Annotated in this window: 26 protein-coding genes; 13 read left to right on the forward strand and 13 right to left on the reverse strand. The window is 70.0% G+C overall.

Translation table 11 applies throughout. The features are described 5' to 3' along the window. Positions 1-88: 88 nt before the first annotated feature. The 5 genes from CTB96_RS05365 to CTB96_RS05385 all read right to left on the reverse strand — a co-directional run bounded on the left by CTB96_RS05365 (position 89) and on the right by CTB96_RS05385 (position 5,343). A complete protein-coding gene (locus CTB96_RS05365) occupies positions 89-757 on the reverse strand; it encodes an HAD hydrolase-like protein (RefSeq protein WP_248283225.1) in 669 nt (222 codons plus the stop codon). A gap of 249 nt (positions 758-1,006) precedes the next feature. Further along, positions 1,007-1,702, reverse strand: a complete 696-nt coding sequence (gene nucS, locus CTB96_RS05370) for an endonuclease NucS (protein WP_110125825.1) — start codon at positions 1,700-1,702, stop codon at positions 1,007-1,009. Positions 1,703-1,711: 9 nt separating this feature from the next. Next, positions 1,712-2,956 carry an MFS transporter gene (locus CTB96_RS05375; RefSeq protein WP_110125826.1) on the reverse strand — a complete coding sequence of 415 codons (1,245 nt, stop codon included), beginning with the start codon at positions 2,954-2,956 and terminating at the stop codon, positions 1,712-1,714. Between the two features lie 16 nt (positions 2,957-2,972). Beyond that, a complete protein-coding gene (locus tag CTB96_RS05380) occupies positions 2,973-4,316 on the reverse strand; it encodes an MATE family efflux transporter (RefSeq protein WP_282433113.1) in 1,344 nt (447 codons plus the stop codon). 97 nt (positions 4,317-4,413) lie between these two features. Further along, positions 4,414-5,343: an NADP-dependent oxidoreductase gene (locus tag CTB96_RS05385; protein WP_110125828.1), complete on the reverse strand. Its 930-nt coding sequence runs from the start codon at positions 5,341-5,343 to the stop codon at positions 4,414-4,416. A 145-nt stretch (positions 5,344-5,488) separates the two neighbouring features. Between CTB96_RS05385 and CTB96_RS05390 the strand changes: the two genes are divergently transcribed. The 7 genes from CTB96_RS05390 (at position 5,489) to CTB96_RS21060 (ending at position 12,959) form a co-directional block, all read left to right on the forward strand. Beyond that, positions 5,489-7,453, forward strand: a complete 1,965-nt coding sequence (locus CTB96_RS05390; protein WP_110125829.1) for a M13 family metallopeptidase — start codon at positions 5,489-5,491, stop codon at positions 7,451-7,453. An 81-nt stretch (positions 7,454-7,534) separates the two neighbouring features. After that, the gene (locus CTB96_RS05395; protein WP_110125830.1) at positions 7,535-8,443 is read left to right on the forward strand and encodes a serine hydrolase; all 909 of its coding nucleotides are present in this window, start codon (positions 7,535-7,537) and stop codon (positions 8,441-8,443) included. 102 nt (positions 8,444-8,545) lie between these two features. After that, a complete protein-coding gene (locus CTB96_RS05400; protein ID WP_110125831.1) occupies positions 8,546-10,039 on the forward strand; it encodes a purine-cytosine permease family protein in 1,494 nt (497 codons plus the stop codon). Further along, positions 10,036-10,596, forward strand: coding sequence for a cysteine hydrolase family protein (locus tag CTB96_RS05405; protein WP_110125832.1), 561 nt, complete (start codon positions 10,036-10,038; stop codon positions 10,594-10,596). Before CTB96_RS05400 ends, CTB96_RS05405 begins: the two co-directional genes overlap by 4 nt. Continuing rightward, a complete protein-coding gene (locus CTB96_RS05410; RefSeq protein ID WP_248283227.1) occupies positions 10,593-11,609 on the forward strand; it encodes an ADP-ribosylglycohydrolase family protein in 1,017 nt (338 codons plus the stop codon). Before CTB96_RS05405 ends, CTB96_RS05410 begins: the two co-directional genes overlap by 4 nt. 7 nt (positions 11,610-11,616) lie before the next feature. Continuing rightward, complete coding sequence (locus CTB96_RS05415) at positions 11,617-12,546, forward strand: PfkB family carbohydrate kinase (RefSeq protein ID WP_219993214.1); 930 nt, start codon at positions 11,617-11,619, stop codon at positions 12,544-12,546. 119 nt (positions 12,547-12,665) lie between these two features. Continuing rightward, positions 12,666-12,959, forward strand: a complete 294-nt coding sequence (locus tag CTB96_RS21060) for a DUF7882 family protein (protein ID WP_486601451.1) — start codon at positions 12,666-12,668, stop codon at positions 12,957-12,959. A gap of 10 nt (positions 12,960-12,969) precedes the next feature. On the opposite strand, the gene CTB96_RS05425 is transcribed toward CTB96_RS21060, so the two are convergent. The 7 genes from CTB96_RS05425 to CTB96_RS05455 form a co-directional block, all read right to left on the reverse strand. Then, complete coding sequence (locus tag CTB96_RS05425; protein WP_110125834.1) at positions 12,970-13,314, reverse strand: hypothetical protein; 345 nt, start codon at positions 13,312-13,314, stop codon at positions 12,970-12,972. 115 nt (positions 13,315-13,429) lie between these two features. After that, the gene (locus tag CTB96_RS05430) at positions 13,430-14,011 is read right to left on the reverse strand and encodes a DUF5655 domain-containing protein (protein WP_110125835.1); all 582 of its coding nucleotides are present in this window, start codon (positions 14,009-14,011) and stop codon (positions 13,430-13,432) included. A gap of 46 nt (positions 14,012-14,057) precedes the next feature. Then, positions 14,058-14,483: an NUDIX hydrolase gene (locus tag CTB96_RS05435; protein ID WP_248283228.1), complete on the reverse strand. Its 426-nt coding sequence runs from the start codon at positions 14,481-14,483 to the stop codon at positions 14,058-14,060. Continuing rightward, positions 14,480-15,325 (reverse strand): shikimate 5-dehydrogenase, encoded by an 846-nt coding sequence (locus tag CTB96_RS05440; RefSeq protein ID WP_110125836.1) that lies wholly within the window; start codon positions 15,323-15,325, stop codon positions 14,480-14,482. Before CTB96_RS05440 ends, CTB96_RS05435 begins: the two co-directional genes overlap by 4 nt. A gap of 71 nt (positions 15,326-15,396) precedes the next feature. Beyond that, positions 15,397-15,606 carry a YbdD/YjiX family protein gene (locus CTB96_RS05445; protein WP_110125837.1) on the reverse strand — a complete coding sequence of 70 codons (210 nt, stop codon included), beginning with the start codon at positions 15,604-15,606 and terminating at the stop codon, positions 15,397-15,399. 16 nt (positions 15,607-15,622) lie between these two features. After that, complete coding sequence (locus tag CTB96_RS05450; protein ID WP_110125838.1) at positions 15,623-17,905, reverse strand: carbon starvation CstA family protein; 2,283 nt, start codon at positions 17,903-17,905, stop codon at positions 15,623-15,625. Between the two features lie 128 nt (positions 17,906-18,033). Beyond that, positions 18,034-18,933 (reverse strand): polysaccharide deacetylase family protein, encoded by a 900-nt coding sequence (locus tag CTB96_RS05455; RefSeq protein WP_219993215.1) that lies wholly within the window; start codon positions 18,931-18,933, stop codon positions 18,034-18,036. 209 nt (positions 18,934-19,142) lie between these two features. Here CTB96_RS05455 and CTB96_RS05460 point away from each other — a divergent pair, with 209 nt between their 5' ends. Then, positions 19,143-20,528: a glycine--tRNA ligase gene (locus CTB96_RS05460; protein WP_110125840.1), complete on the forward strand. Its 1,386-nt coding sequence runs from the start codon at positions 19,143-19,145 to the stop codon at positions 20,526-20,528. A 180-nt stretch (positions 20,529-20,708) separates the two neighbouring features. Here the strand turns inward: CTB96_RS05460 and CTB96_RS05465 are convergent, their stop codons facing one another. Then, positions 20,709-22,175: a glutamyl-tRNA reductase gene (locus CTB96_RS05465; protein WP_110125841.1), complete on the reverse strand. Its 1,467-nt coding sequence runs from the start codon at positions 22,173-22,175 to the stop codon at positions 20,709-20,711. 73 nt (positions 22,176-22,248) lie between these two features. Between CTB96_RS05465 and hemE the strand changes: the two genes are divergently transcribed. The 5 genes from hemE (at position 22,249) to CTB96_RS05485 (ending at position 26,170) form a co-directional block, all read left to right on the forward strand. After that, the gene (gene hemE, locus CTB96_RS05470) at positions 22,249-23,394 is read left to right on the forward strand and encodes a uroporphyrinogen decarboxylase (protein ID WP_110125842.1); all 1,146 of its coding nucleotides are present in this window, start codon (positions 22,249-22,251) and stop codon (positions 23,392-23,394) included. A gap of 45 nt (positions 23,395-23,439) precedes the next feature. Further along, the gene (locus tag CTB96_RS05475; RefSeq protein ID WP_248283229.1) at positions 23,440-24,948 is read left to right on the forward strand and encodes a protoporphyrinogen/coproporphyrinogen oxidase; all 1,509 of its coding nucleotides are present in this window, start codon (positions 23,440-23,442) and stop codon (positions 24,946-24,948) included. 89 nt (positions 24,949-25,037) lie between these two features. Next, entirely contained in the window at positions 25,038-25,436 is a 399-nt protein-coding gene (locus CTB96_RS20460; protein ID WP_181397146.1) for a hypothetical protein, read from the forward strand. A gap of 31 nt (positions 25,437-25,467) precedes the next feature. Continuing rightward, positions 25,468-25,884, forward strand: a complete 417-nt coding sequence (locus CTB96_RS05480) for a phage holin family protein (RefSeq protein ID WP_181397147.1) — start codon at positions 25,468-25,470, stop codon at positions 25,882-25,884. Further along, complete coding sequence (locus CTB96_RS05485; RefSeq protein ID WP_110125845.1) at positions 25,874-26,170, forward strand: DUF3618 domain-containing protein; 297 nt, start codon at positions 25,874-25,876, stop codon at positions 26,168-26,170. Before CTB96_RS05480 ends, CTB96_RS05485 begins: the two co-directional genes overlap by 11 nt. Positions 26,171-26,347 lie beyond the last annotated feature (177 nt).

Here is a 26,347-nt window from a genome sequence, read left to right on the forward strand (position 1 = left end):
ATCCGTGATTCGCGCACAACGGCCCCTTCACTTCGCGTGAAGGGGCCGTTCGCGGTACTCGGGTGCGGCCGAGGCGGCCGCGCGCGGGTCAGCCCAGGAGCAGTTTGGCCAGCTGGTCGGTCGAGTGCACGACCGCGGTGGCCAGCGCGGCCTCTGCCGGCGAGCCGTAGCCCCACTCGACGAGGATCGTGGGTACGCCGTTCGCGGCGGCACCCTCTGCGTCGTAGATGCGGTCGCCCACCATGACCACGGCGGAGGTGTCGACGTCGGCGGCTTCGAAGCGCACGAGGGCTTCGGCGACGATGTCGGCCTTGCTGCTGCGGGACTCGTTCTCGGTGGCACCGACCATGATGGTGAAGTACTTGGCGAGGTCGAAGTGCGTAAGGATCGCGATCGCGGTGTGCTCTGGCTTGCTCGTGGCCAGGCCGAGCGGGATACCGGCTTCGTGGATGCGCTCGAGCAGTCCGGCGACGCCGGGGTAGACGGCGGTGTCCAGCGAGGCGGGGCCCTGGTAGTCGGCGCGGTACACGGCCAGCGCCTCGAGGGCTTCATCTGGCGTCATGCCGGCGTACTCGCCGAAGGCGGCCAGGAGTGGCGGGCCGACGTAGGCCATCAGTTCGGCGTCGGTGGGAACGGGACGGCCGAGCAGGGCGAAGGTGCGGGCCAGCGAGTTGGTGATCGCCGGGGCGGAGTCCGTGATGGTTCCGTCGAGGTCGAAGAGGATGGCGCTCCAGGTGCGCGTCAAGGTGGGGTTCACTCGCAATAGCTTAGGGGCGGAGGGGGCAAACCCTTGCACTCGGATGCCAATCAGGGTATGAGCGACACACCTCATTCGGCGACGGATCGCGACCTGCCGGGCGGCCGCGCGGCACACGCATCCGCTGAAAACCGACCGCTGGTCAGCCGGATCACCGGCAGCCCCGGCGCGCACCATAGCTGTGCCCGCTCCGGACAATTGGTGCCGGTGCGCCGGCCGCACCTGTCCGAACGGGAAACAGTTGTGGGGCTAGAAGAGCTTCGAGGCGGTGTCGTCGAGACCGCGCATGGCGTCGTAGTCGAGCACCAGGCAGCGGATGCCGCGGTCCTCGGCCAGCATCCGCGCCTGCGGTTTGATCTGCTGCGCGGCGAACACGCCCACCACGGGCGCCAGGTGCGGGTCGCGGTTCATCAGCTCGAGGTAGCGGGTGAGCTGTTCCACCCCGTCGATGTCGCCGCGGCGCTTGAGCTCAACGGCCACCGAGCCGCCGGAGGCATCCCGCGCCAGGATGTCGACCGGGCCGATCGCCGTCATGTACTCCCGGCGCACCAGGGTGTGGCCGTCGCCGAGCAGGTGGATGTGTTCGGCCAGCAGCTTCTGCAGGTGTGCCTCAACGCCGTCCTTGATCAGGCCGGGGTCGATACCGAGCTCGTGCGCGGAGTCGTGCTGCACCTCGTAGATGCTCACGATCAGCTGGTCGGCAGTCTTGGCGTGCGTCACCGTCCACAGCTCGGTGATGCCTGCCTCCACCTGCAGCTCGTCCGGCGCCGAGATGGCCAGGCTGCACGGCGGGCTCATCCAGTTGAGCGGCTTGTAGGAGCCGCCATCGGAGTGCACGAGCACACTGCCGTCGGACTTGAGCATGAGCAGGCGGGTGGCCAGCGGCAAATGCGCGCTGAGCCGTCCGGCGTAGTCAACTGAACACTGGGCTATTACGAGGCGCACCAGACGAGCTTAACCGGCCCGGTTCGCCTTCGCGCGCTCGCGGGCGGCCGGCGCGGCCAGTCCGGCCAGCGCCATCAGCAGCACGATCACGTACAGGGCGTTCAGGATGCCCCAGTGCTCGCCGATCAGGCCCAGCACCGGCGGCCCGACCAGGAAGGCGAAATAGCCGATCATGGCGACGGCGCTCACCCGGGCGGCCGCGTTTCGGGTGTCGTCGGCGGCGGCCGACATGCCCACGGGGAAGCCGAGCGAGGCACCGAGGCCCCAGAGCACGGTGCCGACCACGAGCAGCCAGGTCGCCGGGGCGAGGATCACCAGGAGCAGCCCCGCCACGCCCAGGATCGAGCAGGTCCGGAGCACGGGCACCCGGCCGAACCTGTCGAGCACCGGTCCGCCGAGCACCCGGCCCACGGTCATGGCGGAGACGAACACGCCGAAGACCAGGGCGCCGGTGGCGTCGCTCTGGCCGTGGCCGTCGACCACCGCCAGGGCGAGCCAGTCGCTGGCCGAGCCCTCGGCGAAGGTCATGCCCAGCACGATCACGCCGATCAGCAGAATGCTCGGGTCGCGCCACACGGCCAGGTTGGTGCGCATCCGTTCGCGCCAGTTCGGTCGCGGTGCGGTGTTCTGCGCGGCACCCTCTGGGGTATCGCCAAGCGAACTGCGCCGAGGAACGAAGCGCGCGGCGGCGGCCGCAGCCACCAGCGAGAGGGCGGCGATCAGCCCGAGGTGCCAGCCGACGGCCAGGCCGATCGTGGCTGCGGTGGCGCCGAGCAGAGCCCCGGCCACGGTGCCCAGGCTGAAACAGGCGTGCAGCAGCGGCATCAGGGTCACGCCGAGTTCGCGCTCCACCGCGGCGCCCTCCACGTTCATCATCACGTCGAGCGAGCCCATGCCGAAGCCCACCAGCGCCAGGCCGGCGAAGGCGAGCGGGAACGAGCCCCAGAGCGACGCGGCGGCGCCGACGGTGACGAGCCCGAGCGCCGAGATCGTGACGGCGAGCACCATGGCGCGGCGGGCGCCGAAGAACGCGAGCAACCAGGTGGCAGCGACCAGGCCGATCACCGAGCCGGCGGACAGCCCGAAGATGAGCAGGCCGACCTCGTCGGTGCGCAGCTGCAGACCGTCGCGCACCGTGGGGATGCGCGACACCCACGACGCCAGGCCGAGTCCGCTGACGAAGAACAAGACGAAGACGGCGTTGCGCCACCGCGTCAGTTCGTGCTTCGTGCGGGCGGCGTCGTCGTCGGTCATGCTCACAACGCTAGCGTCACCGCGTGCCGACGGATGCGCCGAGTCGCACCCAACTGGTGCCGCGGGCGCGCAGGGAGAGGGTCACCGCCCTGGCGCCGAGGAAACCGAACACGAACGCTGCCATCAGCCAGGCCAGGCCGGCCGCGCCGGGCGGCGCCCAGAGCATCACGGCGCCGGCCAGCGGCACGAAGACGGCCAGGTTGGCCAGCCCGGTCAGGGCGAGGTAGCGGGCGTCGCCGGCGCCGATCAGCACGCCGTCGAGCACGAAGACCAGTCCGCCGAGCGGCACCGACAGGCCGAGAACCACCAGGGTGGGCGGCAGCAGCACGGTGACCTCGGCCGCGCTGGTGAACAGGCCGCCCAGAACCCAACTGGCGGCCACAACGACCAGGCCGAGCAGCACGCCGCCGCCGATGCCCCACTCCAGGCAGCGTCGCAACACCAGGTGCACCTGGCTGACGTCGCCCGCGCCGAGCCCGCGCCCCACCAGGGCCTGGGCGGCGATGGCGAGGGCGTCGAGGGCGAACGCGAGGGCGGCGAACAGGGTCATCGCGATCTGGAAGGCGGCGAGTTCGGGCGAACCCAGGCTGGTGGCCACGAAGACGGCGAGCAGCATCGCCGCGCGCAGGCTCGCGGTGCGCAGGAACAGCCAGCCGCCGCTGGACGCGCCCCGCAGCATCCCGGCGCGGTGCGGGCGGAGCGGTGCATTCTCGCGGCGGGCGTGCCGCACGACGACGACCACGTAGACGGCCACCATGCCCCACTGGGCCAGCACCGTGCCGAGCGCCGAGCCGACCAGGCCGAGGCCCAGGCCGTAGATGAACCACAGGTTGAGCAGGATGTTCACCAGGAACCCGAGGCCGGCGACCCACAGCGGCGTGCGGGTGTCCTGCAGGCCGCGGAGCAGCCCGGTCGCGGCGAAGACCAGCAGCATGGCCGGCACGCCGAGCATCGACAGGCCGAGGTAGTCCGCCGCAGCCCGGGTCACATCGGCCTCCGCGCCGAAGACCGACACCAGCGAGGGGGCGGCGAACCAGCCGGCCGCGGCGAGCACCACACCCAGGCCGAGGGCCAGCCAGAGCCCGTCGATGCCCACGGCCACCGCGCGGCGGCGGTCGCCGGCACCGAGCCAGCGCGCCACGGCGGGAGTGGTGCTGTAGGCGAGGAAGACCATCAGCCCGATGATCGTCTGCAGCACCGCGCTGGCCAGGCCGAGGCCGGCCAGCGGCACGGCGCCGAGGTGGCCGACCATGGCCGAGTCAGCCAGCAGGAACAGCGGCTCGGCGATGAGGGCCCCGAGGGCGGGCAGGGCCAGCCGGAGGATCTCCCGGTCGATGGGTTGGGCGCGTAGAAGTTTGATGCGTCCACTCTAGTTACGCCCGCGAGCCGTGAGAAAAGCCCCGAAAACCGGAGGTTTTCGGGGCTTTGCTCACAGCTCGCGAGAGAGTGCGAGGGGGTTAGGGCAGCACGACCAGCTTGCCGCGGGCACCGTCGCTGAAGGCTTCGAAGGCCTCGGCCACGTCGGCCAGCGCGTAGCTGCCCTGAACTGTCACAGTGGTGCGGCCGGTGGCCAGGTTGTCGGCCAGGCGGGCCAGCACCTCGGGGGTCGGGTCGGCGAAGATCGGCACCACGGTGGCGTCGACCGCCGTGAGCTGCTCCGGGGAGGCGATCAGGGTGGAGACGAACCGGCCGCCGGAGCGGAGGGCCGGCAGCACGGTGGCGGCGTCGCCGGCGAAGTGCAGCACCACGTCGACGCCGTCGGCGTGCAGCTCGCGCACCGCTGCGGAGATGTTCTGGGTGTGGTCAACGACCTCGGTGGCGCCGAGCAGCCGCACCTGCGCCACGCCCAGGGCGGTGCGGGCGGTGGCGATCACGGTCGCGCCGGCGGCGACGGCCAGCTGCACGGCCTGGTTGCCCACGCCGCCGGTGGCACCGACGACCAGCACGGTGCTTCCCTCGGTCAGCTCGGCGGCATCCACGGCAGCCTGGGCGGCGGTGCCGGCCAAGCCGAGGGCGGCGCCGCGGGCGAAGTCCACCTCGACGGGCAGCGTGGCGAGCCCGGACGCGGTGGGCACGGTCACGAACTCGCCGAACGACCCGTCGCCCAGGTGCGCCTTGGAGACCACGCCGAAGACCCGGTCGCCGACGGCGTAGTCGGTGACGCCCTCACCGAGCGCGTCCACGATGCCGGCGAAGTCCTTGCCGAGCACCACGGGAAAACGGTGCTCGAGCGCATCCTTGAGGTAGCCGGCGGCCACCGCGAGATCGAAGCCGTTCACGGATGCGGCGTGCACCCGCACCCGCACCTCCCCGGCGGCCGGCTGGGGGGTGTCGATCTCGCTCAGCTCGAGAGCGGAGCCGAACTCTGGCAGTGTGATGACGCGCATGGGAGTCTCCTGGGTCGGTTCACGAGCGACCCGTTCGGAGCGCTGGTGCTGCCCATGCTCGCACGCCGCCGCATCCGCCCACCACGGCCGATAGTCCCACCCCGTCACATCCCCCACCACGCCACGGCGCGGTTAGGCTGGTGCGATGACTGATCAGGTGACTGCATCCGGAATCGACCGCGACGAACTCGACCCGGGCGTGCGCCCACAGGACGACCTCTTCCGCCACGTGAACGGCAAGTGGATCGCCCGCACCGAGATCCCCAGCGACAAGGCACGCTGGGGCTCCTTCTACCTGCTGGCCGAAGAGGCCGAGAAGGCCGTGCAGGAGATCATCCTCGAGGCGCAGACCGCGCCGGAGGGCAGCGAGGAGCGCAAGTTCGGCGACATGTACGCCAGCTTCATGGACGAAGAGCGCATCGAACAACTCGGCGCCACCCCGCTGGCGGCCGACCTGGCCACCGTCGACGGCGTCAGCTCTGTTCCCGTCTTCCTGGCCACGCTCGGCCGCCTCGAGCGGGCCGGTGTCGCCGGCGTGTTCCAGCTCTACGTCGACAACGACCCGGGCAACCCCGAGCGCTACCTGGTCTTCGTGGAGCAGGCCGGCCTGGGTCTGCCCGACGAGTCCTACTACCGCGACGAGAAGTTCGCCAGCGTGCGTGAGGCCTACCTGGCCTTCGTCGAGCGGATGTTCACCCTCGCCGGTTTCGTCGACGGCGGCGCCCGCGCCGCCCGGGTATTCGCGCTCGAAACCGCGCTGGCGAGCCACCACTGGGACAACGTGCGCACCCGCGACAGCGAGAAGACCTACAACCTCAAGACCTGGGGCCAGCTGTCCGCGCTCGCCGCCGGCGCCGACCTCGACCTCTGGCTCGAGGGCCTGGACGCCCCCGCAGTGGCCTTCGAGGAGGTCGTGGTGCGCGAGCCCAGCTTCGTCACCGGCCTGGCCGAGATGCTCACCGAGGACCGGCTGGACGGCTGGCGGGACTGGCTGCGCTGGCAGGTCATCCGCTCGAGCGCCTCGTACCTGTCGAGCGATTTCGTCGAGGCCAACTTCGACTTCTACGGCCGCACCCTCACCGGTACGCCGCAGATGCGGGCCCGCTGGAAGCGCGGCGTCTCGTTGGTGGAGGGCTCGCTCGGCGAGGCCGTCGGCCGGATCTACGTTGAGCGGCACTTCTCGCCCGACGCCAAGACCAGCATGGACGTGCTCGTCGGCTACCTCGTCGAGGCCTACCGGGCCAGCATCACCGGCCTGGACTGGATGACCGCCGAGACTCAGGCGCGCGCCCTGGAGAAGCTCGACAAGTTCACCCCCAAGATCGGCTACCCGGTGAAGTGGCGCGACTACTCCTCACTCGAGATCGAACCGGGCGACCTGATCAAGAACGTGCGCGCCACGGGCGAGTTCGAGTTCCACCGGGAGCTCGGCAAGATCGGCAGCCCGCTGGACCGCGACGAGTGGTTTATGACCCCGCAGACCATCAACGCCTATTACAACCCCGGCTTCAACGAGATCGTCTTCCCGGCCGCGATCCTCCAGGTGCCGTTCTTCGACGTGAACCGCGACGCCGCCGCCAACTACGGCGCGATCGGTGCCGTCATCGGCCACGAGATCGGGCACGGCTTCGACGACCAGGGCTCCAAGTACGACGGCGACGGCCGGCTCACCGACTGGTGGACCGAAGCCGACCGGGCCGCGTTCGAGCAGCGCACCGCGTCACTGATCGAGCAGTACGACGCCCTCGCCCCGGCGCAGGTTCCGGACCACCACGTGAACGGCGCGCTCACCATCGGTGAGAACATCGGCGACCTCGGCGGCCTGTCCATCGCCTGGAAGGCCTACCTGCTCTCCCTCGAGGGTGCGGAACCGCCGGTGATCGACGGCCTCACCGGGGCCCAGCGCTTCTTCCTCTCCTGGGCCCAGGCCTGGCAGATGAAGCTGCGCGACGAAGAGGCCATCCGCCTGCTCGCGATCGACCCGCATTCGCCCAACGAGTTCCGCTGCAACCAGATCGTGCGCAACATCGACGCCTACTATGAGGCCTTCGGCGTGACCGAAACGGATGCCGCCTGGCTCGCTCCTGAGAAGCGCGTGACGATCTGGTAGCGTTCGGGGTCGCTCTCCTCCCGGTGGGTTATGGTGTTTCCGAGGGCCCAATGGCACCCAGAAGTAGAGGACGAAATCCACGTGGTCGCGCCAGCGCAGGAATCTGAACGACGTTCCCGGCACGCGGTCGAGAATCGCGGAAAACACCGGGAATCCTCCGTTCCGTCAACCTTCGAGCGCGGCTTCCAATCGCTCGGCGAGATCGCCATGGGCGGCGCGCAGGTGTCGGCTCGGGCCACCGATCTGGCCACCGGCCGGGTGCTGTTCTCGGTCGACGACCACGTGGTGATGCCCACCGCCGGCGTCGGCACCGTGCTGCTACTGATCGAGGTGGCCTCGCGGCTGCGCGACGCGGACTTCGGCGCCTACACGATCCTCGACCGTACGGTGCGGGACTCGGTTTCGGGCTCCGGGATCTGGCAGCACCTGCAGGCGCCGTCGCTGCCGGTGGCCGACCTCGCAGCCTTGGTGGGCGCGACCAACGACAACCTCGCCACCAACGTGCTGCTGCGCGCTGTGGGCCTGGAGGCGGTGCGCCGCCGCACCGAGGAACTCGGCCTGGCCGGCACCGGACTGCTCGACCTGGTGCGCGACACCCGCGGCCCCGACGACGCACCGAACCTGTCGGTGGGCAGCGCCCGCGAACTCACCTGGCTGTTCACCGCGCTGGCCCGCGGCGAGATCCTCGACGACGAGGCCAGCGAAAAGGTGCTCGGCTGGCTGTCGCTCGGCTCCGACCTGTCGATGGTGGCCAGCGCCTTCGGTTTCTCCCCGCACGCACACCGGGAGCCCTCGCACGGCGTGCTGCTGGTGAACAAGACCGGCACCGACAACGGCGTGCGCAGCGAGGTGGGCGTGCTCCGCGGGCCGCGGGCCGGCGTCGCCTACGCCGTCTCGATCTTCTTCGACGACCACTCGCTGTCCTCCCGCCTCGCGGTGCTCGACGCCATGCGCTCGGTCGGTCTCGACCTCCTCGAATACGTGCACTGACCCCTTACGCGAACCGTGACCTAAGCCCCGAAAACTTCGAGTTTTTGGGGCTTTTCTCACAGCTCGCGGGCTCGGCAGTCCGCCCACGGGTAGTCTCGTCGCATGAGCGATGCGACCACCGCGCTGAGCGTGGAGCTGAACGGGATCAACTCGATCGACCAGAGCGAGCACAGGGGGCATCCGCGCGATCTGTTCTGGCCGTGGTTCGCCGCCAACGTGTCGGTGCTCGGGGTGAGTTACGGCTCGTTCCTGCTCGGATTCGGCATCTCGTTCTGGCAGGCCACCATCGTGGGCCTGGTCGGCATCGTGGTGTCGTTCCTGTTCTGCGGCTTCATCGCCCTGGCCGGCAAGCGCGGGCACGCCCCCACCATGACCCTCAGCCGCGCCGCCTTCGGCGTCAACGGTAACCGGGTGCCCTCCGCGCTGTCGTGGCTGCTCACCGTGGGCTGGGAAACGGTACTGGCCTCGCTGGCGGTGCTTGCCACCGCCACGGTGCTCGGCGAACTCGGTTGGGAAGGCGGCGACACCACCAAGGTGGTCGCGCTGATCGTGGTGGCCGCGCTGATCGTGATCGGCGGCGTGCTGGGCTTCGACTTCATCATGAAACTGCAGAAGTGGATCACCATCGTCACCGGGGTGCTCACCGTGGTCTACATCGTGCTCACCTTCGGCCAGATCGACGGCGCTGCCCTCGCGGCCATCCCAGCCGGGTCGACCCCGCAGGTGATCGGCGCGCTGGTCTTCATGATGACCGGCTTCGGCCTGGGCTGGGTGAACGCGGCCGCCGACTACTCCCGCTACCTGCCCCGCACGGCCTCGAGCGCCGGCGTGGTGGGCTGGACCACCTTCGGCGCTTCCCTGGCCCCGCTCATCCTGCTGCTCTTCGGGCTGCTCCTGGCCGGGTCGTCACCCGAACTCAGCGCGGCCATCGCGATCGACCCGATCGGCGCGCTCACCACCATCCTGCCGGTGTGGTTCCTCATTCCGTTCGCGCTCACCGCCGTGCTCGGCCTGGTCGGCGGCGCCGTGCTCGACATCTATTCCTCGGGCCTGGCGCTGCTCAGCACCGGCATCAAGGTGCCGCGTCCGGTCGCCGCGGGCATCGACGGCGTCATCATGGTGCTCGGCTCGGTCTATGTGGTCTTCTTCGCCGCCGATTTCCTCGGCCCGTTCCAGGGCTTCCTGATCACCCTGGGCGTGCCGGTGGCCGCCTGGTGCGGCATCTTCATGGCTGACGTGCTGCTGCGCCGCAAGGGCTACGCCGCCCGGGACCTGTTCGACCCCGCCGGCCGCTACGGCAACGTGAGGGTTCTGGCCATCGTGCTCATCGCGCTCGGGGCGGTGGTGGGCTGGGGCATGGTCACCAATGGCTTCGCCGAGTGGCTGGCCTGGCAGGGCTACCTGCTCGAACCGTTCGGGCTCGGCGGTCGCGAGGGCGACTGGGCCTTCGCCAACCTCGGCGTGCTCGTGGCGCTCGTGATCGGTTTCGGCGGCACCCTGCTGTTCGGCCGCGGCGCCATCCGCCGCCAGGAGGCCCTGCCCCTCGCCGCCGGCGACCACCTCACCGACGCGCAGGATGCGGCGGCACAGGTATGACCCCCGGCTCCTGGCTCGTGCTGATCGACCTGCAACGTATCTTCGGCGAGCCGGCCAGCCCGTGGTTCACGCCGCGTTTCGACGAGGCCGAGGCCTCAGCGGTGCGCCTGCGCCAGCTCTTCCCCGGCCGCACTGCGCTCACGCGGTTCCTCGCGCCGGAGACCCCGGCGGGCGCCTGGGTGCCCTATTACGAGCAGTGGCCGTTCGCCCTCGACCCCGCCAACGCGGCCCTCTACGACCTGGTGCCGGCTCTACCGCCCGGCGACGCCGTGCTCATCGACCGACCCACCTTCGGCAAGTGGGATGCGGCCACCCGCGCCGCCCTCGGTGACACCACCGACATCGTGCTGGCCGGCGTATCCACCGACTGCTGCGTGCTGTCGACCGCGCTCGCCGCGAGTGACGACGGCGTGCGGGTGCGGGTCGTCGCGGATGCCTGTGCCGGACTCAGCGATACCGACCACCAGCGCGCCCTCGACGCGATGACGCTCTATGCCCCGCTGATCGAGATCACTTCGATGGCCGAGATCCTGGCCGAGCGCGGGCTCAGCCGGTGACAGCGGCCGGTGTCCTCGACCGAGCCGTCGGCGCTCTCACCGGCCTCGCCATCGGTGACGCGCTGGGCATGCCCAGCCAGATGATGTCCCGTCCTGAGGTGCTGCAGCGGTTCGGCCCGGGCGGCCTGGCCGGGTTCGAACCGGCCGCAGACGACCATCCGCTCGCCGCCGGGATGCCGGCCGGTTCGGTGACCGACGACACCGAGCAGGCCCTGCTGCTGGCCGGGCTGTTGCTGGCGGGAGCCGGGCACGTCGACACCGCGGACTATGCCAGGACGCTGCTCGACTGGGAGGCCGGCATGCGGGCCAAGGGCTCACTCGACCTCCTCGGCCCCTCCACCCGCGGCGCGCTCGCCCGGGTGCTGGCGGGGGAGTCCACCGCGGAGTCCGGCCGGTTCGGGGTGACCAACGGTGCCGCGATGCGGGTGGCCCCGGTGGGAATCCTGCTGCCCGCCGATGACCTGCCGGCGCTGGTCGACCGGGTGGTGGAGACCGCATTGGCCACCCACAACACCGGGGTCGCCATCGCGGGGGCCGCCGCTGTGGCCGCGGCGGTGAGCGCCGCCGTCGACGGCGCCGGCATCGTCGAGGCCACGGAGGTGGCGATCGAGGCCGCGAGGCTGGGCGCGAAACGTGGTTATTGGGTCGCGGCCGGGCAGGTGGCCCCGCGCATCCGCTGGGCCGTCGGCCTGATGGAAACCAGCCGGCCGCAGGAATCTCTCGACCTGGTCTACCGACTCGTGGGCACCAGCCTGGCCAGCCAGGAGTCGGTGCCCGCCGCGTTCGCCGTGCTCGCCCTCTACCCGGATGACCCGTGGCGGGCGTGCCTGGCGGCCGCGTCCCTCGGCGGCGACAGCGACACCATCGCCGCCATGGCCGGGGCGATCGGCGGCGCCGCGCATGGCGGCGGCGGGTTCCCCGCGAGCGCGGTCGAGACGGTCAGCCGGGTCAACCACCTCGACCTGCCTGCCGTCGCGGCCGGGCTGCTGGCGCTTCGCCGCCCGGTGGGATGAACCCGGCATGACCGACGCGCCCCGCCCGATCGACCGCCTGGTGAGCTTCGGCACCGTCGTCGTGGACGTGCTCTCCTTCGTGTCGAACCTGCCGGAGCGCGGCGGTGACGTCTTCGCCAGCGGCGGCACCCTCAAGGCCGGCGGCGGCTTCATCGCCATGGCGGCTGCCCGGCGCGAAGGCCTGCCCACCGTGCACGCCGGCACCACCGGCACCGGGCCGTTCGGCGACCTGGCCAGGGCCCGGCTCGCGGCCGCGGGCATCCAGACCGTACTGGCCGCGCTGCCGGGCATGGACACCGGCCTCTGCCTGGTGCTCGTCGAACCCTCCGGTGAGCGCACCTTCGTCACCCTGCCCGGTGCTGAGGGGCAGTTCGAGCCCGCCCTGCTCGGCCAGGTGCCGCTGCGGACCACGGATGCGGTCTACCTCTCCGGCTACGGCCTGGTGCATCCGGTCACCCGCCGGGCCATCCTCGCCGCTCTCACGGAGCTGCCCGGCCCGGCCACGCTCGTCGTCGACCCAGGCCCGCTCGGGCACGATCTCGACCCGTCGCACCTCGCGGCATTGTTCACCCGGGCGGACTGGTTCAGCTGCAACGCCCGCGAGGCCACCCTGCTCACCGGGCATACCAGAGCGGTCGAAGCGGCTGCCGCGCTCGCCGTGCGCCTCGACCCTGACGGTGTGCGCGGGAGCGGGCAGACGCCCAGGCCGGGCTACGCGGTCGTGCGGGTCGGCGCCGAGGGCTGCATCCTCGCGGTGACCGGGCGCCCACCGGTGCGGGTTGCCGCGATTCCCGCCACCGTGCCGTCGACGAATGGGGCCGGTGATGCTCACACCGGCGCACTGATCGCCGCACTCTCGGCCGGGCGTCACCCGATGGCGGCTCTCCGGTATGCGAACGGCGCCGCGCTCAGCTTTCTCCGCCCCTCACACCCGTGACCTGGTCCATCGACGGATTTCATGACGAAACCCGGGCGGGAAACGTCATAGAGATGGACAGCTGGGCGCGCTCGCACAGGCGGGCGTCCTGACAACGGAGGCACACCATCGGCAAGCTCATCTACGACGGCATCGAAGTCGAATTCGAAGACCGTGCGCTCGTTCACCTGCAGATCGTCATCGGGTCGAAGCTTCGCCGGGGCGAGAGTTTCTTCCTCTCCTGGAACGACTCGCCGGCGATCGGCGACGGCCGCTCCAGCGTGTGGCTGCACAACAGCATCCCGCTGTACTTCAAGTACTACGGCGGCAAGACCCCGAGCCTCAATCGCGCGTGGATCGAGGTGCTCACGGCATCGGCGAACAGCGGCCAGGGCCTGTTGTTGAGCAGTGAGCCGGCCGCACCCGCCGGCTGAGCCGTCGCGGTCAGCGTTGCGTCAGGTCGAGCGGATCCTCGTCGAGGAAGGGCGCGTCCTGCCGGATGGTCTCGGGGGCCATCGCGAAGGCCTGCCCGCCCACCGGCGGTAGCTCTGGCACCGGGAACCTCGCGCTCTCGTCCTCGGTCAGTCCGTCGACGTCTTTCACGGTCAGCTGGGTCGAGTTGCTCAGGATGAGGGTGTGCGCCTGCACGGTTCCGTTTCGCTCGAGCACGGGAATGTCGACCGCAACCGCGGCGGCCATGCCCGCGACGTGAGTCACGTAGTGCACCAGCGCCTCGGTGACGCCAGTACCGGTGACCAGGGGCTCGCCGTTGTAGGTGATTCGCTTCATTCGCCGACCATAGGGCGAAAACAGACTGGTCCGCACCCCCTTGTGCAAACCAGCGCTGACCCCGATACTTCGGGCCGGCAGCGGCAGAGCGCGACCGAGCTTGATGAAGCCTCGATCAAAGCGTGGCATCGTAAGCGTGCTTGAGCCACGCGGCCACTTCGGCGTCCACCTGAGCGGGCGAGGCGAGCCCGATGCGGGCGGGAAAATCGGCGCCGAGATCGGTGGTGGATCGCAGACGGGTGCTCGGGGGCGGGCTGGGCAACTCGATGCGCAAGCCCAGGTCCACCCGGTGCCGGGTGGTCGGCTGCACCACCGCGAAGGTGCGTTTTGGGCCGGTCAGGGCAACGTGGCTCGTGCGGGTCTGGATGCTGACGTCGTCGAGTTCACCGGCGCAGAGCAGCACGGCGTCGAGGATGGGCCGCAGCGTCGGCCGGTCGGCGTACTGGGCGTCGATCAGCTCGTCGGCCGCCCGCACGGTGGAGTGCGGGTAGCCGAATGTTTCGTGCACGAGCAGCGACCGGGGGTAGCCGGTGACCCCTTCTGCGGTGAGCCAGTCCCGCATTGCGTGTTCGTCGACCGGGCCGAGTTCCCGGATGCGAGCGAGCCAGTGCTCGAGACCGCTGCCGGTGGCCAGCTGCAGCATACCGATCTCCCAGAGCCGGATCTCGGCCCAGGGAAGCGGCTGCTCGTCGGTCATGCAGGCAGGGTACGCCCGGTGCCGCGCTGCCGCACCGGGCGGCGGATCAGTCGATCAGGTCGGCGGCGTGCAGGCGCCGCAGCACCTCTACCCCGGCGGGAGGGCAGCGGCTTTCGTCGGCCGATGTCGCCCAGTGCACGGCGCTCACCTCGGCGCTCGCCGCGGGCTCATCCGGGGTTTCCGCACCGAACACGCTCATCCGCACGAGCCGACCCGCTGGTTCGCCGTGCGCCTGGATCAGCACCGTGAACAGGGGCACCAGGGTGGCCGGGTCCAGCCGCACGGCCACTTCTTCCCACGCTTCGCGCACGGCGGCATCCGCCTCGGTCTCGCCGGCGTCTATCTTGCCGCCGGGCATGAACCAGACGTCGCGGCCGCGGGCGGTGACCATGAGCACCCGGCGGTCGCGGATCAGCGCGATCGCGGCCACCAGGATGTCGGGCAGCGCTCCGGTCGCGGGCCGCTCGGTCACGCGCGGGCGAAGGCCGACGCGGCCTGCACCTGTTCGGCCGTTGGCCGAACGCCGGTGTACCGCTCGAACTGCTCCGCGGCCTGCAGGGCGATGACCTCCGCACCGGTGATCACGGTCTTGCCGGCGGCCCGCGCGGCCAGGATGAGCGGGGTTTCCGCCGGCAACGCCACGACGTCGAAGACGGTGTCGGAGGCCGCGATCGCCGCGGTGCTGAACGCCGACTCGGACGACTGGGCGGCGCCGGCCATGCCGATCGGGGTCACGTTCACGAGCAACGGCGCGGTCGCGTCGCCGGGCTCGGCCAACCAGCGGTAACCGAGCTCGTCGGCCAGGGCGCGGCCGCTCCGCTCGTTGCGGGCCACGATGGTGCCGTCGGCGAAGCCGGAATCGCGGAGCGCCGCGGCGACGGCCTTGGCCATACCGCCGGAGCCGCGCAGCAGGAACGGGGTGGCCGGGTCGAGCCGGTTGCTCTTCACCAGGTCGGCGGCGGCGATGTAGTCGGTGTTGTAGGCGCGCAGGTAGCCGTCGTCGTTCACGATGGTGTTCACCGATTGGATGGCCGTGGCCGAGGCGTCGAGTTCGTCGACGAGGGCGATCACGTCTTCCTTGAACGGCATCGAGACCGAGCAGCCGCGGATGCCGAGCGCTCGCACTCCGGCCATCGCGCCGGGCAGGTTGGTAGTGGTGAACGCCTTGTAGACGAAGTCCAGACCGAACTGCTCGTAGAGGTAGTTGTGGAACCGGGTGCCGAAGTTGCTCGGGCGCGCGGCCAGCGATATGCAGAGCCGGGTGTCCTTGTTCAGGGTGGGCTTGGTCGGCTGGGGGCTCGTTGTGTCAGTCATCGCCTCCCATGCTACGGCCCGCCCGGATGCGTCACCCGGGCGGGCCGTAGGTCGTCAGGAGGCGATTCCGCTCAGCAGCAGCGGCCCTGCGGGTTCACGTCCTGCCGGTCGGTCTGGTCGCGCCAGAATTCTCGCGCGGTCATGCACGGCACCGCGGTGTCGGCGCCGTGCACCGACTCGTGGTGCGCGCGGTACTTGTCGTAAGCATCCTCGCCCAGCACTCCCTTGACGTACCAGGCCAGCCCGGCGGCCGCCGAGCGCACCGCGGTGACCACGCCCATCAGCAGGTCTCCGTCATCAGTGCCCGCGCACCTTGCGCGTGCCGGTGGCCGGCCGGTTGTCCCACTCGGCCTGCGTGGCCTTCTCGGCCGGCGTGGCCACCAGGCCCGACGGGGCGAAGATGCGCGACGGCACGGCCAGGTCTTCGTTGGTGGCGTTCGAGTGGGTGCGCCAGGCGTTCCAGGTGGCCTGCAGGGCGGTGAAGATCACGATAACGGCCAGCGTGACGAAGATGATCGACAGGATGCCCTGCACCATGGTGTTGCGAACCACGGCCTCCATCGCCTCGACCGAGGTGGCCGTGCCGAAGCTCGTCTCGCCGGCGGCCAGCGCCTTGGAGAACGCGGCGTTCTGGGCGAAGTAGCCCACTGACGGCACGCTCGAGAAGATCTTCAGGATCGATGCCGTGATGGTGACCACTGCCGCGAAGGCCAGGGGTACCGCGACGATCCAGAGGTACTTGAACATGCCGCGCTTGGCCACGATGGCCATGCACACCGCCAGGGCGATAGCCGCGAGCAGCTGGTTGGCGATGCCGAACAGCGGGAACAGCGTGTTGATGCCGCCGAGCGGGTCAGTGACGCCCATCACGAGTACCGCGCCCCAGGCCGCCACCATGACGCCGGTGGTAAGCCAGGCGCCGGTGCGCCAGGAGGTGTCCTTGAACTTCGGGAAGAAGTTGCCCAGGCTGTCCTGCAGCATGAACCGGGCCACGCGGGTGCCGGCATCCACTGCGGTGAGGATGAACAGCGCCTCGAACATGATCGCGAAGTGGTACCAGAACGCCATCATGCCGCTGCCGCCGGCCACCTGCTGCATGATGTGCGCCAGGCCCACCGACAGGGTGGGGGCGCCGCCGGTGCGGGAGACGATGGAGGCTTCGCCGACGTCCTTCGCGGTCTGGGTGAGCATCTCCGGGGTGAGGTTCACGCCGGTCAGGCCCAGGCTGTTGACGAAGGTGACCGCGCCCTCGACGGTGCCGCCGGTGAGGGCGGGCGAGGAGTTCATGGCGAAGTAGATGCCGCGGTCGATCGACAGGGCAGCCACGAGGGCCATGATCGCCACGAACGATTCCATCAGCATGCCGCCGTAGCCGATGAACCGGGTCTGGCGTTCCTTCTCAATCAGCTTGGGCGTGGTGCCAGAGGCGATCAGCGCGTGGAAGCCGGAGAGGGCGCCGCACGCGATGGTGACGAAGAGGAACGGGAAGAGCTGGCCGCTCACCACGGGTCCGGTGCCGCTGGTGGCGAATTCGCTGACCGCCGGCACGAAGATCTCGGGCCGCACGATCACGATCGCCAGGGCGAGCATGCCGATGGTGCCGATCTTCATGAAGGTGGAGAGGTAGTCCCGGGGGGCCAGCAGCAGCCAGACCGGCAGGATTGCGGCGACGAAGCCGTAGACAATGATGCCGATCGCCAGGGGCAGCTTGTCGATGTGGAACATCGCCGCTCCCCACTCGGTGCCGGCGATGGCGCCACCACCCACGATGGCGGCGATGAGCAGCACGAAGCCGATGATCGAGATCTCGGTGACCTTGCCCGGGCGGAAGAACCGCAGGTAGCAGCCCATGAACAGGGCGATCGGGATGGTCATGCCGACCGAGAAGACACCCCAGGCGCTTTCGGCGAGGGCGTTCACCACGACGAGGGCGAGGATGGCGACGATGATGACCATGATCGTGAGCGTGGCGATCAGGGCGGCGGTACCGCCGACCCGGCCGAGCTCGTCGCGGGCCATCTGGCCGAGTGAACGGCCGCCGCGGCGCATGGAGAAGAACAGCACCAGGTAGTCCTGCACGGCGCCGGCGAAGACGACGCCCACGATGATCCAGATCGTGCCGGGCAGGTAACCCATCTGCGCGGCGAGCACCGGGCCTACCAGGGGGCCGGCGCCGGCGATGGCGGCGAAGTGGTGGCCGAAGAGCACCCGGCGGTCGGTGGCGGCGTAGTCCTTGCCGTCGGCCTTGTACTCGGCGGGCGTGGCCCGGCGGTCATCCGGTCGCAGCAGGTGCTTCTGGATGTAGTTCGAGTAGAACCGGTAGCCGATGAGGTAGGTGCAGATCGCGGCGAAGACGAACCAGATCGCGTTCACGGTCTCGCCGCGCACCACGGCCAACATCACCCAGCTGAGGCCACCGAGCAGCGCGATGGCCACCCAGATGCCGATCTTCAGCGGGGTCCACCGGGCCTCCTCGGCCTCGTGGATGGTGGGATCCAGAGCCACCGGCGGCAGCGCCGGGTCCTGGGTGAGGTCTGGTTCGTCGGTTGCGCCTTGCGGAATGCTGGACGTCGCGCCCATTGGTACTCCCCTTTGAGATACACACTGAAACTCACAGCAGATTGCCGGGTTACCCGCCAACCGTAACAGCCGCCGCGGGCCGCAATGGTGCCATTGGTCCCCAGTGGGCGTGTCTCGACCCAGGAACGTCAGGGGTGAGCGGCGCTGGTGAAGACATCGTTGAGGGTGACCGTGGTCAGGCCCCGGGCATGCAGCAGGCCGGTCAGCTGCGGGAACACGTTGGTGACCGGTTCGAAGTTCAGGTGCCCGATCACGATGTGTTGCGGCAGGAACCACGTCGTCGCGAACTCCACCACCTGTGGCTCGGTGATGAGTCCCGAATCCGACAGCGAGCCGTACCAGGTGGTCGGCACCGAGTAGCCGAGGTCCGCGGCCAGGGCATCCACCCTGTCGTCATGCACTCCGAACGGCGGCCGGAAATACGGCCGGGCATCCACTCCGAAGGTGTCGGTGATGAAGTCGTGGTTGCGGCTGAGTTCGGCGGTCACGTCCCCGTCGGCGAGGGTGCTGAGGTCTGGATGCGACCAGGTGTGGTTGCCCAGCTGCACCTGACCGGACTGCACGAGCGGGCGCAGCCGCTCGGCATTGTCGGTCCAGGCGTCGTAGCAGCCGGTGACGAACAGGGTCAGCCGGGTGCCCGTTTCGGCGGCGAAGCGGATGTACCGGGCCAGTACCTCGGAACTGGACCCGTCGTCGACCGTCCAGGCGAGCAGGGCGCCGTCGCCGGGCAGCTCGGAGAGGGTGCCGGCCGGCACGGGAACCCGGGTGAGCACGGGCTTGGGCTGGCGGAACGGAGTGGGCGGCGCCGCCGTCGCGGGCAACGGCCGGGGCGGGTGGGTGGGGGTGGCGGACAGAGCCGGTGCCGGGGTGACCAGGCGCCGGCGCGGCGCGATCGCGGCGCATCCGGCCAGGGTGAGGGAGAGCCCGGCGGATGCGAGCAGGGTACGACGGGTGACGGCGCGGGCCGTCAGCGGCCGGGGGTGCGCTGGGGTGGCCCGTGCCGCGGGTGGTGCCTGGTCCTGCCGCACGGCGGTCCTCCCCCCGGAGCCGGTCGTTGGAGCTGCTGAATAGCGTGCAACGAGCGACGCGTGGGTCGAACGAGTCGAAGATAGCGGTGCTGAGGGTGCACAGGCAACGCCCGTAATCGGGGGCCGTGCCCACATCGCTAAAATGGACGAATCCGTACCCGGGCTCAAGCCCGGTGTTTTGACCATCCTTTTGGACCATTGGAGCCACCGTGGCCGCACTTTCCCGTCTTGATTCCGTCATCGCCCTCGCCCGCCACCGCGGGTTCGTCTTCCAGGCCGGTGAGATCTACGGCGGTAGCCGGTCAGCCTGGGACTACGGGCCCCTCGGTGTGGAGCTGAAGGAGAACATCAAGAAGCAGTGGTGGCGCTTCATGGTCACCAGCCGCGACGACGTCGTGGGCCTCGACTCCTCCGTCATCCTGCCGCGCAAGGTCTGGGAGGCCTCCGGCCACGTCGAGGTCTTCTCCGACCCGCTGGTGGAGTGCACCAGCTGCCACAAGCGCTTCCGCGAAGACCACCTGGTGGAGGAATTCGAGGAGAAGAAGGGCCGCCCGCCCGAAGGCGGCATCGACGGCATCGCCTGCCCCAACTGCGGCAACCGGCACACCTGGACCGAGCCGCGCGCGTTCTCCGGCCTGCTCAAGACCTTCCTCGGCCCGGTCGACGACGAGGCCGGCATGCACTACCTGCGCCCCGAGACCGCGCAGGGCATCTTCGTGAACTTCGCGAACGTGCTGCAGGCCGCGCGCATGAAGCCCCCGTTCGGCATCGGCCAGATCGGCAAGAGCTTCCGCAACGAGATCACCCCCGGAAACTTCATCTTCCGCACCCGCGAGTTCGAGCAGATGGAGATGGAATTCTTCGTCGAGCCCGGCACCGACGAGGAATGGCACCAGTACTGGATCGACCAGCGGATGAGCTGGTACATGGGCCTCGGCATCAACCCCGAGAACCTGCGCCTCTACGAACACGCCGCCGAGAAGCTCTCGCACTACTCCAAGCGCACCGTCGACATCGAGTACCGCTTCGGCTTCTCCGGCAGCGAGTTCGGCGAGCTCGAGGGTGTGGCCAACCGCACCGACTTCGACCTCAAGACGCACTCAGAGGCCTCCGGTAAGGACCTCTCCTACTTCGACCAGACAAAGAACGAGCGCTGGATCCCCTACGTGATCGAGCCCGCGGCCGGCCTCACCCGCTCGCTGATGGCGTTCCTCGTCGACGCGTACCACGAGGAAGAAGTGCCCAACGCGAAGGGCGGCGTCGACAAGCGCACCGTGCTCAAGCTCGACCCGCGACTGGCCCCGATCAAGGCCGCCGTGCTGCCGCTCTCGCGCAACGAAGCCCTCTCGCCGATGGCCCGCTCGCTGGCCGCGCGCCTGCGCGAATCCTGGAACGTGGACTTCGACGACGCCGGTGCCATCGGCCGCCGTTACCGTCGCCAGGACGAGATCGGCACCCCGTACTGCATCACGGTGGACTTCGACTCACTCGAGGACCAGGCCGTGACCGTGCGTGACCGCGACACCATGGCGCAGGAGCGCGTGCCCCTGGCCGAGCTCGACGCCTACCTGGCCGTGCGCCTGCGCGGAGCGTAACCGCCCCTCAGGGGCTCACCCGCCCGTCGACATCCGGCGCCCGACCCGCCTTCTTGCGAAGCGCGGGTCGGGCGCCGTTTCGCGTGCGGCGCGCCACCCGCGAATCGGCGCGCCGCCCGCGCGCCGCAAAATGGCCACCACGCGGCACACGCGCAGCACCCTCGGGAGACGGGAAGTGGCTTAGGAGGCGGCGCCCGCGGTTCCGGATGCGGCGTCGCCGGACAGCGGCAGCGGCCGGAGAACGGCGGGGGAGATGTCGATCGGGGCCTCGGCTTCGGCGTTTCCGGTGCCAGCGGCTGTGACGGACGGGCCGGCCACGTCGATGCCGAACAGGGCGTCGAGCCCGCCGAGGAAGGCGGCCTGCTCGCCGGCCCTGGCCAGTTCGCGGGAGCGCACCATCGGGGTGTGCAGCAGAACGCCGGCGAGGTGCCGCAGCGCGGACTCGGTCTGCTCGCTGTTGTCGCCGCGGGCCTTGGCCCGTTCGATCTCGGCGTCGAGGATGTCGAAGACGTAGGACCGCAGGGCCACAACGGCCGGTGCCAGGCTCTGTTCCTCGGCGACGGCGGAGAACTTGCGCGCGGCCCGGTCGACCAGCCGGCGGGCCTCGCTGGTGGCGTTGAGCTCTTCGAGCGGAGCGTGGATGCGGATGGTCTCGAGGTCGAGCAGCTCGACGCCGGCCACCTCGCTCACGTCCGGGTCCACGTTGCGCGGCAGGCCCAGGTCGATCACCAGCTGGCGGCCGGCCTGGTGCTCGGTGCCCACCGGGCAGGCGCGCATGGCGGCGTCGCCCGAGATGTCGGCGGGGTCGGCAGCACTGCTGTGCCGGGCGGCCACCAGGGCGCGGCCGGCGGTGAGGATGCCCCCATCGATCACGTGGTGGTCCGCGGTGGTGCAGGTGAGGATGAGGTCGGCCAGCGCGGTCTCGGCAGCCAGGGCGTCGGCATCCGTGGGCAGCGCCTCGATCTGGTGCGAGGAGGCGAACCGCACCGCGCGGCCCGACGGCGAGTACACCCGCACATCGGTCACGCCCAGGTCGCGGAGCGCGGCCAGGGAGGCGCCGGCGTAGCGGCCGGTGCCGACGAGCAGCACCCGGGTGTGCGCCCAGTCGGTGACCCGGCTCTCGGCCAGTTCGAGCGCGAGGCGCACGAGCGAACGTCCGGCCGCGCCGATGCCGGTGCGGTTCTTCACCCCGCGGGAGGTCTGTGAGGCCCGCTGGAACAGGCGCTCCAGCTCGGGGCTGGTGGTGCCCTGGGCGCGGGCGTCTTCGAGGGAGCGGCGTACCTGACCGGCGATTTCGCCCTCGCCGACAACCACGGATTCGAGTCCGCTGGTCACGGCGAAGAGGTGGTCGGCCACGCCGTTGCCGTGCACCAGGTCGAGGGTGTCGCGCAGCAGGTCGCTGCTCACGCCGGTGCTCGCGCTCACGGCTTCGATCGCCGCGTAGACGGCGGGAAGCGGGGAGACCCCGAACGGTTCGTCCAGGTCGAGGTAGGCCTCGAAGCGGTTGCACGTGGCCACGACGATGGCGCCGTTGAGCGCGTCGTGGCCGTTGAGCATCCCGCCCGCTGCGGCATCAGCGCCCACAGAGAGTTTTTCCAGCACGTCGAAGCTGGAATTCTTGTGGTTCGCGGACAGACAAATCAACACTGCTTGATTCTACGTTGTGCAGCGTGGCTACCCGAATCGTGCGTGGCGCGGATGTAGAGGACAATCGAAGACGATGAATCTCGAGACTGCGCACCCACTATCTTCCGGCCTCACCTCCGACTCCAGGCTCGTGCGGGCCTACCAGGGCACCCGTCCCGCCGTGACCCCGGTCTGGTTCATGCGCCAGGCCGGCCGCTCACTGCCCGAGTACCGCGAACTGCGGGTCGGCACCCGCATGCTCGACGCCTGCCTGGACCCGGCGATGGCCAGCGAGATCACCCTGCAACCGATCCGCAGGCACGGCGTCGACGCTGGCATCCTGTTCAGCGACATCGTGGTGCCGCTCAAGCTCGTGGGCGTCGAGGTCGAGATCGTCGCCGGCAAGGGCCCGGTGCTCGCCCAGGCGGTGCGCACCGCCGCGGATGTTGAACGCCTCACCGCGCTCGACCCGGCAGTGCTCGACACCGCTCTGGCGCCCATCCGGGAGGCCGTCGCGCTCACCGTCGCCGAGCTGGGCTCCACCCCGCTGATCGGTTTCGCCGGGGCACCGTTCACCCTGGCCGCGTACATCGTGGAGGGTGGCCCGTCCAAGGACCACATCCACGCCCGCACCCTCATGCACTCCGACCCGGATGCTTGGGCGGCGTTGATGGCCTGGACCGCCGAGGTCACCGGCCGGTTCCTGCGCGCCCAGGTGCTCGCCGGCGCGAGCGCCGCGCAGCTGTTCGACTCCTGGGCCGGCGCGCTTTCGCTCGACGACTACACCCGGTTCGTCGCCCCCGCCTCCGCCGCCGCGATCGCCCACGTGCGCGACCTCACCTACGCTGAGTCCGTCGGCGACGAGGCCGCGGACCCCGAGTCGATCCGCCGCAACGTACCCGTCGTGCACTTCGGCGTCGGCACCGGCGAACTGCTCAAGGCCATGCACGGCATCGGCGCCGACGTGGTCGGTGTCGACTACCGGGTGCCGCTCGACGAGGCCAGTCGGCGGCTCGGCGGCGTCGTGCCCGTGCAGGGCAATATCGACCCGGCCCTGCTGAATGCGCCTTGGCCGGTGCTCGAGGCCCACGTTCTCGACGTGCTCGAGCGTGGGCGCACCGCGCCGTCGCACGTGCTCAACCTGGGCCATGGCGTGCCGCCGGAGACCGACCCGGATGTGCTCACCCGGCTGGTCGAGTTCGTGCACGAAACCAGTTCCACCCCCTCCCTCGCGCTCTAGCGCACAGTGCCGGCAGCAGAGAAGCCGCCGACGGAAAGCATGGTCATGAAGGACGTCTTGATTATCGGCGGAGGTGTCGCCGGTCTGGTGGCGGCCCGGGAATGCGCCCACCTCGGGCTCAGTGTCGGTGTGCTGGAGGCGGCGAGTGCCGTCGGCGGGGCCGTCGCCGGCCATGAGGTTGCCGGTCTGACGCTCGACAGCGGCGCGGAGAGCTTCGCGGTGCGTGGTAATACCGTCGCGGCGTTCCTGGCCAACCTCGGCCTCACCGAACGGATCCTCGAACCCAATCCGGCCGGCGCCTGGCTGCACCTGCCGGCGAACCGCCCCGGCGGCGTGCCGGTGTCGGTGCCGCTGCCCAAGGCCGGCGTGCTCGGTATCCCCGGTTCCCCGCTGGCCGAAGACGTGCGCCGGGCCATCGGCTGGTCTGGAGCGGTGCGCGCCTACGCCGACCGGCTGATGCCGGTGCTCAAGATCGGCCGCGAGCACAGCCTGGGCGAGCTGGTGGAGAAACGGATGGGCAAGAAGGTGCTCGACCGCCTGGTCAACCCCGTCGCCGGCGGCGTCTACGCCACCGCGGCCGCCGACCTCGAGGTGGATGTCGTGGCTCCCGGCCTCAACCGCGCCCTCACCGTCGCCGGTTCGCTTTCCGGTGCCGTCACCGCGATGCGCATCGCTGCGCCGGCCGGTTCGGCGGTGCGGGGACTCCGCGGCGGCATGCACACCCTCGTCGATGCCCTGGTCGACGATCTGCGGCTCTACGACGTCGAGATCAGCCCGGGCACCACCGTCACCGGCTTCCGGCCGGTCGACACCGAGACCGTCGCCGACGACGGAACGGTGACCAGCAGCCGCACCTGGCTGGTCGACCTCGCCCCCGCCCCGGATGCCGACCTCGCCGCAGCTTCCCCGGCCGAGGCCGAACCGCGCACTCTCGAAGCCAGGCACATCGTCCTCGCCGTGCCCGCGGCATCCGCCCTTGCTCTGCTCGCCCCGATCGGCGACGACTTCGCCGGCCTCGCAGCCCTCGACTGGCCCGTGCCGGCCGCAGTGGAACTCGCCACCCTGGTGATCGACGCGCCCGCCCTCGACGCCCACCCGCGCGGCACCGGTGTGCTCGTGGCCGCCGGCACGCCCGGGGTTACCGCCAAGGCGCTCACCCATGTCACCGCCAAGTGGGCCTGGGTCGACGCGCTCACCCCGCCCGGCCAGCATGTGGTGCGGCTCTCCTACGGCCGGGCCGGGCAGCCGGTGCCCACCCTCGACCTCAGCGACGCCGAATTGACCGACCTCGCCGTGCACGACGCCGCCGCCATTCTCGGGGTCGACCTCGCCGTGCACCAGGTGCGCGGATTCGCCCGCACCCTGTGGAGCGATGGCCTCTCACCGGCCACGATCGGCGCACCGGAGCGAATCCGCCAGGTTCGCGAGGCGATCGAGCAGACGCCCGGCCTCGACGCCACCGGTGGTTGGCTTTCCGGCACCGGATTGGCGTCGGTGATACCCGACGCCCTGGCGGCGGGTATCCGTGCCAGACGGGCAGTGCTAGACCTCTGATCAGGAATGTTCTTCGCCACGCGCACATGTTCCTCGTCGGTTCGGGGGGTTACGCTGGCAATACATGAACGTAAAGGAATGGAGTCACAATGCGGGGAAAGCTTCTTTTCATCACGGGTGGCCTCGTCGGCTACGTGCTCGGCGCCCGAGCCGGCCGTAAGCGCTACGACCAGATCGCGTCCGCCGCGTCAGACCTGTGGAACCGACCGCCCGTGCAGAAGCGCGTGAACGAGGTCAAGGACTTCGCCCTCGAGCGCGTCGGCGACGTTCCCGGAGCCCTGTTCGAAGCGGGCAAGAAGGTCGCTTCTGCGGTGCAGAACAAGGCTGACAAGTCCAAGGACGCCCATGCCAAGGCCGACGCCGGCAGTGCGACGGCCGCCAGCAAGGCGGCCGCTTCTGCGACGAAGTCGGCGAAGGCAGCGGCCGCCTCGGCGACCACCGCGGCCCAGTCGGCCACCGACGCCGCGGCAGACACGAACGCGCAGTAATCTCACCGACAACAGCCCAGGAAGGATGCCAGTGAGTAACAGCGGGTATAACCCCAAGAGCAAGCAGTCCCTGTTCACCCTCCTCAGTGAACTCCCGGGCCAGATCACCGCCCTGATCAAGGCCGAGATCGACGCCTTCAAGGCGGACATCTCCGGCAAGGCCAAGAATGTCGGCATCGGGCTGGGCCTCTTCATCGGCGCCGCGGTGTTCGCCTACTTCGCGGTGCTGGTCTTCATTGCGGTGGCCGTCATCGCCATCGACCTCGCGCTGCCGCTATGGCTGTCTGCGCTCATCGTCGCCGTCGGCCTGCTGCTGGTCGCGGTGATCCTGGCCCTGATCGGGCTCAACCGGGTCAAGAAGGGCACGCGGCACGACCCAGACGGCGTGACCGCGAACCTGCAGAAAGACGTGGACGCATTCAAGGGAGTTGGCGACTATGACCACTGACGACACCAGGAACGCCCCTGAGGCCAAGCCGGAGCACCACAGCACCGCAGAGCTGCGCGCGGAGGCCGACCGCGCCCGCGCCGCACTCGCCGGCACCCTCGACGCGATCGAGTACAAGCTCAATGTGCCCAAGCAGGTCAAGATCAACACCCGCCGGTTCACCCTCGGCCTGCACCGGTTGGGCGAGGACAATCCGCCGGCGCTGGCCGGTATCGCCTTCGCGGCCGCGGCCACGGTGGGCACGGTGGTCTGGTGGGGTGTCAAGACGGTCCTGGACCGCCGCTGACCGGCAATTAAGCGTCGCGCGACCTACCGGTCTCGCCTCAAGAGGGTGTCCGGCTTCGGCCGGCACCCTCTTTTTGTTGCGCCGAATACTTTGAGTTCGCGCTTGACAGACGCGTCGGGGATAAGCGAAGCTCTCTCATGCAGATGGTCAGACCATCTATCCATCACAACTTAGTTC

This window comes from Cryobacterium arcticum (assembly GCF_003185895.1).
In the GTDB taxonomy this organism is placed as follows: domain Bacteria; phylum Actinomycetota; class Actinomycetes; order Actinomycetales; family Microbacteriaceae; genus Cryobacterium; species Cryobacterium arcticum.

Bases quoted from the DNA above. Each gene is read 5' to 3' on its own strand.
- CTB96_RS05440 (WP_110125836.1), bottom strand. From the start codon at position 15,325: ATGACTGACACAACGAGCCCCCAGCCGACCAAGCCCACCCTGAACAAG.
- CTB96_RS05430 (WP_110125835.1), bottom strand. From the start codon at position 14,011: ATGACCGACGAGCAGCCGCTTCCCTGGGCCGAGATCCGGCTCTGGGAG.
- hemE (WP_110125842.1), top strand. From the start codon at position 22,249: ATGAATCTCGAGACTGCGCACCCACTATCTTCCGGCCTCACCTCCGAC.
- CTB96_RS05375 (WP_110125826.1), bottom strand. From the start codon at position 2,956: ATGACCGACGACGACGCCGCCCGCACGAAGCACGAACTGACGCGGTGG.
- CTB96_RS05400 (WP_110125831.1), top strand. From the start codon at position 8,546: ATGAGCGATGCGACCACCGCGCTGAGCGTGGAGCTGAACGGGATCAAC.
- CTB96_RS05405 (WP_110125832.1), top strand. From the start codon at position 10,036: ATGACCCCCGGCTCCTGGCTCGTGCTGATCGACCTGCAACGTATCTTC.
- CTB96_RS05425 (WP_110125834.1), bottom strand. From the start codon at position 13,314: ATGAAGCGAATCACCTACAACGGCGAGCCCCTGGTCACCGGTACTGGC.
- CTB96_RS05390 (WP_110125829.1), top strand. From the start codon at position 5,489: ATGACTGATCAGGTGACTGCATCCGGAATCGACCGCGACGAACTCGAC.
- CTB96_RS05445 (WP_110125837.1), bottom strand. From the start codon at position 15,606: ATGGGCGTGGTCACCGCGGTGCGCTCGGCGGCCGCCGGGCTGGCCTGG.
- CTB96_RS05475 (WP_248283229.1), top strand. From the start codon at position 23,440: ATGAAGGACGTCTTGATTATCGGCGGAGGTGTCGCCGGTCTGGTGGCG.
- CTB96_RS20460 (WP_181397146.1), top strand. From the start codon at position 25,038: ATGCGGGGAAAGCTTCTTTTCATCACGGGTGGCCTCGTCGGCTACGTG.
- CTB96_RS05450 (WP_110125838.1), bottom strand. From the start codon at position 17,905: ATGGGCGCGACGTCCAGCATTCCGCAAGGCGCAACCGACGAACCAGAC.
- CTB96_RS05385 (WP_110125828.1), bottom strand. From the start codon at position 5,343: ATGCGCGTCATCACACTGCCAGAGTTCGGCTCCGCTCTCGAGCTGAGC.
- CTB96_RS05415 (WP_219993214.1), top strand. From the start codon at position 11,617: ATGACCGACGCGCCCCGCCCGATCGACCGCCTGGTGAGCTTCGGCACC.
- CTB96_RS05485 (WP_110125845.1), top strand. From the start codon at position 25,874: ATGACCACTGACGACACCAGGAACGCCCCTGAGGCCAAGCCGGAGCAC.